10 protein-coding genes are annotated in these 14346 nt (G+C 73.5%); 6 read left to right on the plus strand and 4 right to left on the minus strand.

Features of this window, described 5'->3' with window-relative positions; translation table 11 throughout:
* Window positions 1-132 precede the first annotated feature (132 nt).
* Both J0910_RS07365 and J0910_RS07370 read right to left on the minus strand, forming a co-directional pair.
* Window positions 133-729 (minus strand): hypothetical protein, encoded by a 597-nt coding sequence (locus J0910_RS07365; RefSeq protein WP_420157766.1) that lies wholly within the window; start codon window positions 727-729, stop codon window positions 133-135.
* A gap of 346 nt (window positions 730-1075) precedes the next feature.
* A complete protein-coding gene (locus J0910_RS07370) occupies window positions 1076-1678 on the minus strand; it encodes a hypothetical protein (protein WP_420157767.1) in 603 nt (200 codons plus the stop codon).
* A 453-nt stretch (window positions 1679-2131) separates the two neighbouring features.
* Here J0910_RS07370 and J0910_RS07375 point away from each other — a divergent pair, with 453 nt between their 5' ends.
* From J0910_RS07375 to J0910_RS07385, 3 genes are all read left to right on the plus strand, one after another.
* Window positions 2132-5512: an AAA family ATPase gene (locus J0910_RS07375; protein WP_420157768.1), complete on the plus strand. Its 3381-nt coding sequence runs from the start codon at window positions 2132-2134 to the stop codon at window positions 5510-5512.
* Window positions 5513-5669: 157 nt separating this feature from the next.
* Window positions 5670-9038 carry an AAA family ATPase gene (locus J0910_RS07380; RefSeq protein WP_420157769.1) on the plus strand — a complete coding sequence of 1123 codons (3369 nt, stop codon included), beginning with the start codon at window positions 5670-5672 and terminating at the stop codon, window positions 9036-9038.
* Window positions 9039-9220: 182 nt separating this feature from the next.
* Window positions 9221-9874, plus strand: coding sequence for a hypothetical protein (locus J0910_RS07385; protein ID WP_420157770.1), 654 nt, complete (start codon window positions 9221-9223; stop codon window positions 9872-9874).
* Here J0910_RS07385 and J0910_RS07390 read toward each other — a convergent pair.
* On the minus strand, window positions 9865-10314 hold the full coding sequence (locus tag J0910_RS07390) for a winged helix-turn-helix transcriptional regulator (protein WP_420157771.1): 450 nt from the start codon (window positions 10312-10314) through the stop codon (window positions 9865-9867). The genes J0910_RS07385 and J0910_RS07390 overlap by 10 nt on opposite strands.
* Window positions 10315-10376: 62 nt before the next feature.
* Here J0910_RS07390 and J0910_RS07395 point away from each other — a divergent pair, with 62 nt between their 5' ends.
* Window positions 10377-11189 (plus strand): DsbA family oxidoreductase, encoded by an 813-nt coding sequence (locus J0910_RS07395; protein WP_420157772.1) that lies wholly within the window; start codon window positions 10377-10379, stop codon window positions 11187-11189.
* A gap of 175 nt (window positions 11190-11364) precedes the next feature.
* Here the strand turns inward: J0910_RS07395 and J0910_RS07400 are convergent, their stop codons facing one another.
* Window positions 11365-12339 (minus strand): NADP-dependent oxidoreductase, encoded by a 975-nt coding sequence (locus tag J0910_RS07400; RefSeq protein ID WP_420157773.1) that lies wholly within the window; start codon window positions 12337-12339, stop codon window positions 11365-11367.
* Window positions 12340-12409: 70 nt separating this feature from the next.
* Between J0910_RS07400 and J0910_RS07405 the strand changes: the two genes are divergently transcribed.
* Both J0910_RS07405 and J0910_RS07410 read left to right on the plus strand, forming a co-directional pair.
* The gene (locus J0910_RS07405; protein WP_420157774.1) at window positions 12410-13402 is read left to right on the plus strand and encodes a GlxA family transcriptional regulator; all 993 of its coding nucleotides are present in this window, start codon (window positions 12410-12412) and stop codon (window positions 13400-13402) included.
* A gap of 68 nt (window positions 13403-13470) precedes the next feature.
* Window positions 13471-14331 carry a helix-turn-helix transcriptional regulator gene (locus tag J0910_RS07410; RefSeq protein WP_420157775.1) on the plus strand — a complete coding sequence of 287 codons (861 nt, stop codon included), beginning with the start codon at window positions 13471-13473 and terminating at the stop codon, window positions 14329-14331.
* Window positions 14332-14346 lie beyond the last annotated feature (15 nt).

Genomic DNA, 14346 nt, shown 5'->3' on the forward strand with positions numbered 1-14346 from the left:
CGGAAAGGGAACCCGGGGGCGGTCTCACGTGAAGGGGTGAGGCCGCCTGAGAAGCCGCCTGAGAACAGGCCCGGCAGCGCCGGAGGCGCTCTGGCCGGCCTGCCCGCTCCGGGAAGGGGATGTCCGGCCGGGTCAGCCGAAGGCCGGCCCCAGGGCGGACAGCTCCGGGTGGTGGCGCAGGTTGTCCTCGCCGAACACCAGGTAGACCAGGAGCACGGCGAGCCAGGGCGCGGCCGGCCCCTGCCAGCGCACCGGCTCGCAGTCGGGGAACATCTGCACCACGGCCCATTCGCCGAGCAGCGTGTGCACCTGGATGCTGCCCTGGTGGTACCAGGAGAGCCACCGGGTGCCCTCCACCAGCGCGAGCAGCCGGGTGCTGGTCACGTACACGGTGACCTGCTGGAATTCGCGCCACTGGGCCCGGGCCATCGCCTCCGCGCGGCCGCGTGCCGAAGCGTTGCCGATCGCGTCCGCGGCGAGCCCCGTGGCGACGAACAGCGGGGACCCGAAGTAGAAGTTGGAGTTCTGCTGGTAGGAGACGTCCATCCCGTAGTACCGGGAGTAGTCGAGGACGACCGCCGCGTGCGCCTTCTCCCCGGGCTCCAGCCGGACGGGCACGTAGGGCATCTCCGGCAGCGGTTCGCCGCCGAGGAGCGCCTCGCGGAGCGCCACTGCGGACTGCCAGCCCTGGTTCCAGATCCCGTCGAGGGTCGGCACGTTGTCGGTCATGGTGTGCTCCGTCGCGTCACGATCGGCAGGGGGGCACGCGGCCGTCCCGGCGGCGGGACGGCCCCCGCCGCACCGGTTCCGGTGCGTCGACGGGATTCTACGCAGTGCCGCCCCGCCGCACAGGCCGAAGAGGGCGGCCGGGAGCCCCCTCCGGGGGACCGGTACGCGGATCTGCGCCGCCGGTTCGCTCCCGGAGGGCCGAGGCTCCGTCTTCTCAGGCTTCCTCGGCCCTCCGGACGCCGGGTCCGGGCGGTGCCTTCGGCGGTTTCGCCGTACTGCGGGGCCCGGCCCCGGGGCCGGTAGGCCTCCTCGCCGGGTCGGGCCTACCGGACCCCGGCCGCTCCGCTCAGGGGGACTCCCAGATGGTCAGCTCGATGGTGTTCTCGCCGCTGCCCTTCGGGGCCGCGGTCACCTCGAAGTAGGCCGGGAGGCCCTCGCCGGTCTGCAGGCAGAAGCGGGCGCCGCGCTCGAAGTCGCCGTCGTAGGTGCCGTTGGTCGAGACGTTGTCCAGGCACTCCTCGGGGCCGGGCTGCTCGCCGCCTTCGGGGAGCGGGGCGAGGTAGGGCTTGTACCCCTCGGTGGACATGCTCGGTGCTCTGGAGCCCGGCTCCAGGGACAGGTCGGCGCCTCCGATGGAGGAGGAGGTGACCAGCGGCGGGTCCGAGTCCAGGTCGATGTTCTGCCCGTCGTCGCTCAGGTCGATGACGAGCTCTTCAGGGCCGAAGAGGACCACGGCCTCCTCCGGTGCCTCGCTCTCCTCGGTCGTGGTCTCCGCCGAACCGCTCGGAGCGGTCTCCGAGTCGCTCTCTTCCTCCGAGGGGGCGGTGTCGCCGGCGCTGTCCTGGGCGGGCGCCGCGGTCTCCTCCCCCTCGTCTCCGGAGCCGAAGTTCACCATGACCAGGATGACGACGACGAGCATGACCGCCGCGCCGAACAGCGCGGACAGCACTATGGCCCCGAAGTTCCGCTTCGGCGGCCGACCGCCGGCGGCGGGCTGCCCCGGGGGAGGAGGCGGTGGGGGATAGAAGCGGTTGCCGCCGGGGGCCGGGGGTGTGCTCACGTGACGTCTCCGATGCCGATTTCGTTGTGCCGACGGGGATTTTACGCAGCGTCGCCGGTCCGTGCGCCGTCCGGGCGCCGCCCCGAAACGGGAGGCGGGCGCCGGGAACGCGACGGTCTGCGGACTTCGGGAGCGTCCTTCCTGCTCCGTCGGGGTGTCCGGAATTCCTCCCCGCGGCCGAGGGGCGCCCGGGCTGCGGAAGAAGCGGCCGGACATGGCCGCCGATGGCCGAACGCGGGGCGGGGGCGGGCGATACCGTACGGAACACACCGTTGGGGGCGTGTGTCCGGGACCGGCGGTGCGGAAGAGGGTTCGCGGCGACTGGTTCTCTGGGGTGCATGGATGTTCACGGTCCAGGTGTCGAAGACCGCGCGCGGCGCCGCGTCGGACCTCAATGAGATCCTGCGGCACCCGCAGTGCGCGGGCATGGACCTGTACCTGCACGTCGACCCGGGCGAGTACGTGGTGCCCGAGGCGCACCTGGTGGACCGGCGCGTCGTCGTGGTGCCGACCGAGGGGCCGGGCACGGTGACGGTGGCCGTCGGGCGGGCGCCGGTGTTCACCGTCGTCTCCGGGAGGCTGGAGCTGTACGGGGTGGACGTGGTCGGCGGCTCCGAGGAGGACCCGCCGGTGTCGCTGCACCCCGGGGCGTCGTTCTACGCCCAGGACTGCACGTTCACCGCCCCTTCGCAGATCGACGCGCACCAGGCGCCGGTGGAGCTCGTCCGGTGCCGGTTCGAGGGCGGCGGGCTGGCCATGTTCGGCGGCGGCGGGAGCGTCACCGAGACTGCGTTCGACGGGGCCTGGCTGACCGTGGGCGGCGCCGGAGCCGCCCAGCTGGAGGGGCTGGCCTTCACCGGGTCCGGCGGGGCCGCGGGCATGACGGTCACCGCGCAGGCCGAGCCGGTGGTGCGGGACTGCTCCTTCGAGGGTGCGGGCTCCGCGGAGAAGCCGGCGCTGCTGGTCGCGGACGGGGCGGCCCCGGTGCTCACCGACTGCAGGCTCGGCGGCAGCCCCGACATCTCGGTGCTCGTCACCGACCGGGCCCGCGCCGTGTTCACCCGGCTGACCGTGGACGGCGGCGGCCCCGGCCGGGCGTCGGTGCACGTCGAGGGCGAGGCCGAAGCGGTGCTGGAGGGGTGCGAGATCACCGGCGCCGGCATCGGGCTCTACGTCAGCGGCGCCCAGGCGCGGGTGGCCGGCCTGCGCGTCACCGGCCCGTCCTGGCAGGGGATCCTGGTCGACGGCGGGCGGATCACCGGCGAGGGGGTGCGGATCGAGGACCCCGAGGCCAACGGCCTGCACCTGCGCGAGGCGCGGGCGCTGCTCTCCTCGGTGGAGATCACCGGCGCCGCGGCCGGCGCGGACGCCGCCTACCCCAGCCTCTACCTGGAGGAGAGCCGGGTGGAACTGGACGGGCTGCGGGTGCTGGGCAACCGCGGCAGGCAGGCGGTGACCGCGCAGGGCGGGGGCGGTGCGCTGCGCCGGGTGGAGCTCTCCGACATCGGCGGCGGCCTGTGGGTCGCCGAGGGGTGCTCGCTCACCGTCGACGGGCTCACCGCCACGATGTGCGGCAGCAACGCGATCAACGTCATGTCCGGCGGCTACGTCGAGGTCACCGGGGCGAAGGTGCGGACCACGGTCAGCGACGGGGTGCACGTCGGCGACGGCGGCCGGCTGCTGATGAAGGAGTCCGTGGCCGGCGGGGCCGCGGGCGGCGTGGGCGTCATCGACGGCGGCACCGCCACCCTGGAGGACACCCTGCTCTCCGGGGCCGGCCGGGCCGGGGCCGCGGTCACCGGCGGCGGCCGGCTGCACATGGTCCGCTGCACGGTGCGGGACAACGGCGAGAACGGCGTGTACGCCGAAGAGGGCGCGGTGCTCCAGCTGGTCGACACCGAGCTGGAGGGGGTGGAGCAGCGGGTCGGCGCGTTCACCGGCGACGAGGAGGGCGGGCAGGCCTGGGCGGTGGTCGGCGCCGACCGGCCCGGACCGGCCCCCGCCCCCGACCCCGCCCCGGCGGACCCGCCGCCCGCCCCGCCCGCCGAGGGCGCCCGCCCGCTGGAGGAGGTGCTGGCCGAGCTGGACGCGATGGTCGGCCTGGACGGGGTGAAGCAGGAGGTCCGCTCCCTCATCGACCTGCAGCGGGTGAACGAGCGGCGGCGCGGCGCCGGCCTGCCCGAGCTGGACTTCGGCCGGCACCTGGTGTTCTCCGGCCCGCCCGGCACCGGCAAGACCACGGTGGCCCGCATCTACGGGGAGGTGCTGCGCTCGCTGGGCATCCTCCGGGAGGGCGTGTTCATCGAGGCGTCCCGGGCCGACCTGGTCGGCGAGCACTTGGGCGAGACCACCCGCAAGACCACCGAGCTGCTCGAGCGGGCCCGCGGCGGGGTGCTCTTCGTCGACGAGGCCTACGCCCTCTCCCGCACCTTCGGCTCCGGTTCGGACTTCGGCCAGGAGGCCATCGACGCGCTGATCAAGCTGATGGAGGACCTGCGCGACGAGGTCGTGGTGGTGTTCGCCGGCTACTCCGACGAGATGCGCACCTTCCTCGCCGCCAACCCCGGGCTCAAGTCGCGGGTCTCGCGCACCATCGCGTTCGAGAACTTCGGCCCCGACCAGCTCGCCGAGATCTTCGCCGGGATGGCGGAGGGCAAGGGGTACGTGCTCGGCCCCGGCGTGCGCGACCTGGTGGTCCGGCACTTCCGCACGCAGGTGCGGGACGAGTCGTTCGGCAACGGCCGGGAGGCGCGCCGGATGTTCGAGGAGGTGGTGCAGCGCCAGGCCAGCCGGCTCGTCGCGGACGGCGGGACCACCGCCCGCGAACTCGCCCTGGTGCTCCCCGCCGACCTGGAGGGCGTGGTGGACCCGGGGCTGGCCGCCCGGCTGGGCGCCCCGCGCGACGAGCGGCAGGCGCGCGCCCTGACCGCCCGGCTGGAGTCGATGGTCGGCCTGCACGACGTCAAACGCGAGGTGGCGGAGCTGACCAGCCTGATCTCGGCGGGCCGGCGGCGGCAGGCCGCCGGGCTGGAGGCCCGGCCGCCCTCCCGGCACCTGGTCTTCGCGGGCCCGCCGGGGACGGGGAAGACCACCGTGGCGCGGATCTACGGCGAGCTGCTGGCGGCGCTCGGCGTGCTGGCCCAGGGCCAGGTGGTCGAGGTGGGCCGGGCCGACCTGGTCGGCCAGTACGTGGGGCAGACCGCGCAGCGCACCCGGGAGGTGTTCGAGAAGGCCCGCGGCGGGGTGCTCTTCATCGACGAGGCCTACGCCCTCTCCCGTGCCGCGGGTGCGGCCGATTTCGGCCAGGAGGCGGTGGACACGCTGCTCAAGCTGATGGAGGACTTCCGCGACGAGGTGGTGGTGATCGCGGCCGGCCACACCGGCGAGATGCACGGCTTCCTCACCGCCAACCCGGGGCTGGCCTCCCGCTTCTCCCGCACCGTGGTCTTCGCCCCCTACACCGCCGAGGAACTGGCCGCGGTGTTCGCCGCCACCGCCGCCGAGGCCGACTTCGCGGTCCCCGACGCCACCCTGGCCGCGGTCGGCGACGCGGTCCGCGCCGACCCGGACCGCTACGCACAGGGCAACGGCCGCGAAGTGCGAAAACTCTTCGAGGAGAGCACGGCCCGCCAGGCCCGGAGGATCGAGCGGATGGCGCTGTCCGGCGAGGACCCGAGCATCGAGCAGCTCCGCGACCTGCTCCCGGAGGACGTCCGCCCCTAGCACACGGGCCGGAGCACACCTCCCGGAACCCTCCGACCGGGCTCGGGATGCCCTACAGGGCAGGCGATAGCGTACGGAGCGCACCGCCGCGGACACCGGTGCTCCGGAGTGCGGCGGTGCGGACGTCCTCCCGATCCCGGTCCAATGGAGTGCATGGATGTATACGGTCCACGTGTCGCAGACGGCTTACGGCGCGGTGTGGGGCATCGAGGAGGCCCTGAAGCATCCGCAGTACGCGGGGGCCGACCTCTACCTGCACGTGGATCCGGGGCACTACACGGTGTCGAGCAGCCAGGTCATCAGGCGCCACGTCATCATCGTGCCCACGCAAGGGCCGGGGACCGTGACGGTGTCCCTGATGGGCGAGCCGACCAATGTGTTCAACGTTCGCAAGGGCCGGCTGGAGCTCTACGGCATCGAAGTGAACAGCCGGGCCGAAAAATACCCGCCGGTGTACATGCATCCGGAGACGTCCCTCGTCGCCGTGGACTGCGTCTTCAGCGCCGAATGCACCGTCAATGTGAACGACGCCTCGTTCGAGGTGAAGAACTGCCGGTTCGCCGGTGGCGGCTTCAAAGGGGTCGGCGCCAAGGGAGTGGTGGTCGGTAGTCGATTCGAGGCGTCCGGATTGCAGATTCTCGATGGCGGAGAAGTCGACCTCCGTGGGCTCCGGTTCGATGGACCGGTCAAGCAAAACGGTTTGAGTATCCGATCTGGGGTGCGCGCGGTCGTGCGGGACTGCGAATTAAACGGAATGGGCGGTGAATCATGGCCCTCTGTCTATGTTGAAGATGCTCTTTCTGTTGATTTTTCCGACTGTCGAGTGAATTCGAGTAAGGGGGTGTCCATAATCGCCTCCGGGAAGGTTGAGGCCTCATTTAGGAGAGTTTGGCTGAATGGAGGTGTTCCGGGCAATATGTCCTTCTATGTGCGCTCAGGTGCGCAGGTCCGCTTGGAGGACTGCGTGGTGAGTGGTTCGAAGGAGACGGGTGTGCATGTGGCCGACTCCGTTCTGTCCGTCTCCGGGGTGAAGGTGGAGCAGGCCGGGTCGACCGGGATCGTTGCAGATAAGAGCAGAGTCGTCCTCAAGAAAGTGGAAATCGTCGGGGCTCTGTGCAATGGAATCCTGCTGGAGGAGTGCAGTGGTGAACTGGAGGATGTGGAGGTTAAGGAGTTCGGGGGGAAGAAAGTGGCTGGTAAATCGTTCGCCGCCCTGTTCGTCAAGGGAGGGCGAATTCAAGGTCGTAAGTTTCATTTCACTGGGGGTGGGTGCGGATATGGCGCGGTGATCAGTGGAGGATCCAACTCGCTGTCGGATATCTCTATGTCTGACGTTGCTATAGGGGTCGCGGCACAGGAGGATGGGGTCTCGAAAATCTCCGACCTTGAAGTGAAGAAGTGCGACACCGGTCTCCTGGTTGGAGAGGGGAGCTATGTGGAAATCGACCGCGCCAAAATGGAGGGCGCCGCGGACGCGTGCGGCATCCAGGTTGGTGAAGGCGGTCGGGTCGTTCTGAAGAATTCCTCTGTTCTTTCTCCTGGTCTGGGAATCGGAGTCCTGGAAGGGGGCAACGCCACAGTAGAGGAGACGGAATTCTCCGGAGCCGACGGCTATGGTGCCGGGGTGGACGAAGGCGGCCGCCTCCGCCTCGTCCGTTGCACCCTGCGCGACAACGGAACCCCCGGCGTCTACGTCGAGGACGGCGCGATCCTTCAGCTTGAGGACACCGAGATGGAGGACGCCGGTCCCGAGTTCACCGATGGGACCTACGGCACGGTCAAGGTCCCCGCGGGCAGCGGCGGTGCGGACTCTTCCGGCCCTTCCGCGGAGGACGGCGCCCGCCCGCTGGAGGAGGTGCTGGCCGAGCTGGACGCGATGGTCGGCCTGGACGGGGTGAAGAAGGAGGTCCGCGCGCTCATCAATCTCAACCGGGTGAGCGAGCAGCGACGCGAGGCCGGGCTGCCCGAGCTGGAGATCAGCCGGCACCTGGTGTTCTCCGGTCCGCCCGGGACCGGTAAGACCACGGTGGCGCGGCTCTACGGCGAGATCCTGTGCTCGCTCGGTGTGCTCAGCGGCGGCGGGTTCATCGAGGCGTCCCGGGCCGACCTGGTCGGCCAGCACTTGGGAGCGACCACCGGCAAGACCACCGCGCTGTTCGAGAAGGCGCGCGGCGGGGTGCTCTTCATCGACGAGGCCTACGCGCTGTCCCGGAAGTTCGGCTCCGGATCCGACTTCGGGCAGGAGGCCATCGACGCGATGATCAAGCTGATGGAGGACCTGCGCGACGACGTGGTGGTGGTCTTCGCCGGCTACTCCGACGAGATGCGGAAGTTCCTCGCCGCCAACCCGGGGCTGAAGTCGCGGGTGTCCAGGGTCGTCGCATTCGAGAACCTCGCCCCGGAGCAGCTCACCACGGTCTTCGCCGGTATGGCCGAGGGCAAGGGCTACGTCCTCGGCGACGGGGTCCGCGAACTGGTCCTGCGGCACTTCCAGAACCAGGTGCGGGACGAGTCGTTCGGCAACGGCCGGGAGGCGCGCCGGATGTTCGAGGAGGTCATGCAGCGCCAGGCGGGCCGGATCGTCGACACCGGGGCGACCAGCGTCGAGGCCCTGACCCTGGTGCTGCCCGAGGACCTGGACGGGGTGGTCGACGCCGGCCTCACCGCCAGGGTCGGCGAGGCCCGGGACGCGGGGCAGGCCGAACGGCTCCTCGAACGGCTGGACGGGATGATCGGCCTGGCCGCGGTCAAGCACGAGGTGGCGGAGCTGACCAGCCTGATCTCGGCCGGTCGGCGGCGGCAGGCCGCAGGGCTGGAGGCGCCGCTGCCCTCCCGGCACCTGGTGTTCGCCGGGCCGCCCGGGACCGGCAAGACCACGGTGGCCCGCATCTACGGCGAGCTGCTGGCCGCGCTCGGGGTGCTCGCCGAAGGGCAGGTGGTCGAGGTGGCCCGGGCCGATCTGGTCGGCCAGTACGTGGGGCAGACCGCGCAGCGCACCAGGGACGTCTTCGAGAAGGCCCGCGGCGGAGTGCTCTTCATCGACGAGGCCTACACCCTGGCCCGGCGGGGAGGCAGCGGGCACGACTTCGGCCAGGAGGCCATCGACACGCTGCTCAAGCTGATGGAGGACTTCCGCGACGAGGTGGTGGTGATCGCGGCCGGCTACACCGGTGAGATGGACGGGTTCCTCGCCGCCAACCCCGGTCTGGCATCGCGGTTCTCCCGGACCGTGGTCTTCGACCCCTACACCGCGGATGAGCTGGCCGCGATCTTCGGCGGGACCGCCGAGGCCAAGGAGTACACCGCTCCCGAGGCGACGCTGGCCGCGGTCGGCGGCACCGTCCGCGCAGACCCGGACCGCTTCGCCGACGGCAACGGCCGCGAGGTGCGCAAGCTCTTCGAGGAGAGCGTGACCCGGCAGGCCCGGAGGATCGAGCGGATGGCGCAGCAAGGGGAGGAGCCCGGCGTCGAGCAGCTCCGCGAACTGCTTCCCGAGGACGTCGCCCCGGAGCACGGGGCGCACTGAACCCGGGCGCCTCCGCCGGGGCGCCGGGCGGGCCGCCCCGCTGCGGGTTCGGTCGGGGCGGCGGTGTGACACGGCGGATACCGGGCCGTTCCGCCGCCGGGGGCGAGCGGAACGGTGGTCGGGCGGAGATAAGGTGACGTTCCGTCCCCCGCGCGATCACTTGAGGAGAGCAGGCGGAGCAGGTGTCCACCCCCGGTTCTGAGCAGAGCGGCTCCGACGGCGACGGCTCCGGCGGTCCGCCCGGCGGGCGGCTCCGGGCGCGGCGGGCCTCCTGGCCGGAGCTGTTCTCCTGGGTCGTGCGGTCCGGCGGGATGCTCTGCCTGGGCGGCGCGCTCCTGCTGGTGGTGCAGTTCGCCGCGCGCCTGGGCGACCTCGGCTCCCCGACCAGCAGGGTGTGGATCCCGCTGGTCGGCGGGATCGCGGTGCTGGTGGTGCTCTGCGGGCGCGTCGTGCACCGCACCGGGTGGACCCGGGAGGCGTCCGCGGCCGCGCCCCGGGTCCGCCCGGCGGAGCGGCTGGGCATCCGGGCCGCCGCGCTGCTGGTGGCCTCCAGCGCGGGCTGGGCGGCGGTCCGGGTGATCCCCGGCGGCCCGCTCCGCTCGGTGCTCCCCGAGTTCACCCGGGGCTGGCCGTGGTACACCCACGCGCTCTGGATCGCCTGCCTGATGCTGCTGGTCGGCGGGGTCCTGCTGGCCTTCGGCGGAGAGGGCGACCGCTCCGGCCGCTCCGGCCGGGCGGACCGCCCCCGCGCGCCCGGCGGCCGGTGGATGGCCTACGCCTTCGCGGGCCTGATCTTCCTGACGGTGGCCGGCGCCGGCGCGACGGTCTACGCCTGATCCTGCGCCCGCCCCTGCGCCTGCGCCGACCGCGCGTCATAGGCCTCCTGGGCGGCGACCACCTCCGGGGCGCGCCGGGCGATCCAGTCGACCAGTTCTCCCAGCGGCTCGGTGAGCTCGGCGCCCAGCGCGGTGAGCGAGTAGCTGACCTGCGGCGGGGCGGTCGGCTCCACGGTGCGCTCCACCAGGCCGTCGCGGGCGAGGGTGCGCAGGGTCTGGGAGAGCATCTTCTCGCTGATGCCGCCGATCCGGTCGCGCAGCCCGGCGAAGCGAACCGGGCCGCCGGTGAGGGTGCGCAGGATGAGGACGCCCCACCGCCCGGTCACGTGGTCCAGCACGGTTCGGGCCGGGCAGTCCGGGTCGAAGACGGTGCCGGCGGCCGGCGGAGTCCCGGAGGCCTGCCCGGCCGGCGCCTCTGTGCGCTGCGAACCTACGTTCATGCCAGGAGCCTACCTTGAAGTGGGTACTTACATCGAGTAAGCCGCCTACCTATGGTGAGTACATGAGCGATATGAGCGGTACCGGAACGGGCGGCGCGGCCGCCGTCTCCGTCGAGGTCTGGACCGACCTGGTGTGCCCGTGGTGCTACATCGGGAAGCGGCGGCTGGAGCGTGCGATACGGCTGACCGGGCTGGGCGAGCGGGTCCGGGTGCGGTGGCGCAGCAGCGAGCTGGACCCGCACGGCGGCCCCGGCGGCGACCTGACCCTCCCCGACTACATGCGGCGCCAGGGACTCTCCGCGGCGGAGATCGCGCTCCGCCTCTCCTCGGTCGGAGCCCAGGCCGAGGAGGAGGGCCTGGCCTACCGGCTGGACCGGGCCCGCCCGGTCAACACCCTCGACGCGCACCGGCTGGTCCACTTCGCGGAAGAGCGGGGCATCGGCGGCGCGGTCCAGGAGCGGCTGATGCGCGCCTACGCCTGCGAGGGCGCGGTCCTCTCCGACCGGTCCGCCCTGGTCGGCCTGGCGGCCGAGGCGGGGCTGGAGGCCGGGGCCGCCGCCGAGCTGCTGGAGAGCGGCCGGCACACCGGCACCGTCCGCGCCGATGAGGCCCGCGCCGCCTCCCTCGGCCTGCACGGCGTCCCGTCCTTCCTGTTCGGCGGGGAGCACGCGGCGTCCGGAGCCCGCTCCGCGGAGGAGCTGGACGCCCACCTCCGCCGCGCGGCCGGCGCCTCCGCCCCGCCGTCCGGCGGAGCGGCCCCGCACGGCTCCGCCCGTCCCGTCGGAGGCGGCCGCCCCGGCGACCCCGGGGACGGTGCCTGCGCGGCCTCCCCGGCGGCCGCCGAGCCCGCCTCCGAGGGGACGTCCGCCCCCTGACCGGAAAGAGCCCCCGGCCGCTGCGGCCGGGGGCTCTCTGCGCAGCGGACACGTCCCGCAGGTGCGGGGCGGGCGCCCTTCCCCGGAAGGAAGACCCGGCCCCCGCCGGAGCATCCCCGCAGGCCCGGGGCGGGCGTCCCCGAAGAGCCGCAGCCGCCCCGCCGCCCGCGGACCGCTACTCGGAGACGGAGAGCACCAGCTTGCCGGCGACGCGGCCGGTCTCGCCCTGGCGGTGCGCGTCGGCCGCCTTCTCCAGCGGGAAGACCCCGGCGACCTCCGGGCGCAGCGCGCCGGAGCGGGCCAGGGCCGCGATGGCGCGCATCCCGGCGTGGTCGTGCTCGACGATCATCTCCACGCCGCGCACGCCCAGCTCCCGGGCGGCCGCGGGGAGCCGGTCGGTGCCGGTCGGCAGGATGCTGACCACGATCCCGCCCGGGCGCAGTGCGCGCAGCGAGCGGACCGGGACGTCCCCGCCCAGGGTGTCCAGCACCGCGTCGACCTCGCCGGCCGCCTCCACCGGGTCCTGCTCGCGGTAGTCGACGACCTCGTCGGCGCCCAGCCCGCGCACGAACCCGTGCTTGGGGGCGCTCGCGGTGCCGATGACGTACGCGCCGCGGGCCTTGGCGATCTGCACCGCGAAGTGGCCGACGCCGCCGGCCGCCGCGTGCACCAGCACCCGCTGCCCCGCCTGCACGTCCGCCGTGTCGACCAGGGCCTGCCAGGCGGTCAGCGCGGCCAGCGGCACGGCGGCCGCCCGCACGTGGTCCAGCTCGGCGGGCTTGGCGGCGAACGCGCGGGCCGGCCCCGCCGCGTACTCCGCGTGCGCCCCGGCGCCCCAGGGGTAGGGCAGCATGCCGAACACCTCGTCGCCCGGCCGGAACAGGGTCACCCCGAGGCCGACCGCGGCGACCGTCCCGGAGACGTCCCAGCCCAGCACGTAGGGCGGGTCGCCGAGGAACCGGCGGCCGGAGCGGTGCTTGTAGTCGGTGGGGTTGACCCCCGCCGCCCGCACCTTCACCAGGACCTCCCCCACCCCGGGGGAGGGGACCTCCTTCTCGACCAGGTGCAGCACTTCGGGGCCGCCGTGCTCGTCCTGGGAGACCGCCCGCATCGCCGCGGGCACCTGCGGAACGTCGTTCGCTTGGCTCATGGTTCCAGGGTGCCGCCCGCATCCCCGGCAGGGAAATGGCATGATCGCCATCATTCGATACGATCCGGCCATGCACCGTGTGGCCGTACTCGCCCTGGACGGCGTCTACCCCTTCGAACTCGGCATCCCCGCCCGGGTCTTCGGCTCCGCCGGGGACCTCTACCAGGTGGTGACCTGCGGCGCCGGGCCCGCCGGGACCGTCGCCACCCAGGCGGACTTCCGGATCGCCGTGGACCGCGGCCCGGAGGCGATCGACACCGCCGACACCGTCGTCGTCCCGCCCTTCTCCCCGGAGCCGCTCCTGACCGCCGGGCAGGCGCCGCCGGCCGCGGTCGCCGCGCTGCGCAGGATCCGACCCGGCGCCCGCCTGGTCTCCATCTGCACCGCGTCCTTCCTGCTCGCGGCGGTGGGCCTGCTGGACGGCCGGCGCGCCGCCACGCACTGGCGCCAGGCCGACGCGATGCGCAGGGCCTTCCCCCGGGTCCGGGTCGACCAGGGCGCGCTCTTCGTCGACGAGGGCGACGTCCTCACCTCGGCCGGAGCCGCCTCCGGCATCGACGCCTGCCTGCACCTGGTCCGCCGGGACCACGGCGCGGAGACCGCCAACCGCGTGGCCCGGATCTGCGTGGTGCCGCCGTGGCGGGACGGCGGCCAGGCCCAGTACATCGAGCGCCCGGTCCCCGAGGAGGGCGACACCGGGACCGGGCCGACCCGGGAGTGGGCGCTGCGCCGGCTGCGCCGGCCGCTGAGCCTGGCCGAACTGGCCGCGCACGCGCGGATGAGCGAGCGCACCTTCGCCCGGCGGTTCCGGATGGAGACCGGCACCAGCCCCGGGCGCTGGCTCACCGGGCAGCGCGTGGCCCGCGCCCGCGACCTGCTGGAGGCCACCGACCTGCCGGTGGACCGGATCGCCGCCGAGGTCGGCTTCGCGACCGCCGCCTCGCTCCGCCGGCACATGCACGCCGAGCTCGGCGTCGCCCCGCTGGCCTACCGGCGCACCTTCCGCTCCGCGGCGGACCGGGCCGGGGCGCGGCGGGCGGCGCCGACTATCGTGAAGGCGTGAACCCGCCCCGGCCGCCGTGGAGGAACCGGGCCTCCGCACCGGCCGGGGCCGCTGCCGGAAAGGACCCGATGAGCGCCGAGAACGCCCGCGCCGACTCCGAGCGCCGCCGCACAGAGCTCCGCGACTTCCTGCGCAGCCGCCGGGCCCGGCTCACCCCCGCCGACGTCGGCATGCCCGAGGCGGGCCGCCGCCGCACCCCCGGGCTGCGCAGGGAGGAGGTGGCGGTGCTCGCCGGGGTCGGCGTCTCCTGGTACACCCGGCTGGAGCAGGGGCGCGCGGACAACGTCTCGGCGGAGGTGCTCGACGCCGTCGCCCGCACGCTGCGGCTGGACCCGGCCGAGCGGCGCCACCTGTACCTGCTGTCCGGGCTGAACCCGCCGCTCGCCCCGGCCGCGCCGGACGGCGGGATCCCCGCGGAGCTGCACCGGCTGCTGGAGGCGTGGGCGCCCCGGCCCGCCTACGTCCGGGACCGGCACTGGAACCTGGTGGCGTTCGGCCCGACCGTCCCCGAACTGCTCGGCTACGGCGAGAACGACCACAACTGCCTGGTCACCTTCTTCACCAACGCCCGCTACCGGGAGCTGCAGCCGGAGTGGGAGCGGGCCGCCCGCGGCGTCGTCGCGCGGTTCCGCGGCGACGCGGCGCGCTACCCGGACGACCCCCGCTTCGACGCCATCGCCGACGACCTCAGATCGGTCAGCCGGGAGTTCGCCGAGCTGTGGGCGCTGCACGAGGTGGCCGACGGGAGCCGGGCGGTCAAGGCCGTGGCCCACCCCGACCACGGCGACCTGGTCTTCGAGTCGACCCTGCTGACCATGCCCGACCTGCCCGGGTACAACGTGGTGCTGTACAACCCGAAGCCGGGCACGGGCACCGCCGAGGTCCTGGAGCGGCTCGCCTCCCGGAGCCGGCCGGCCCGGGTGGGCTGAACCGGGCCCGCGCGG

This window comes from Nocardiopsis oceanisediminis (assembly GCF_048595525.1).
Classification (GTDB): Bacteria; Actinomycetota; Actinomycetes; order Streptosporangiales; family Streptosporangiaceae; genus Nocardiopsis_A; species Nocardiopsis_A oceanisediminis.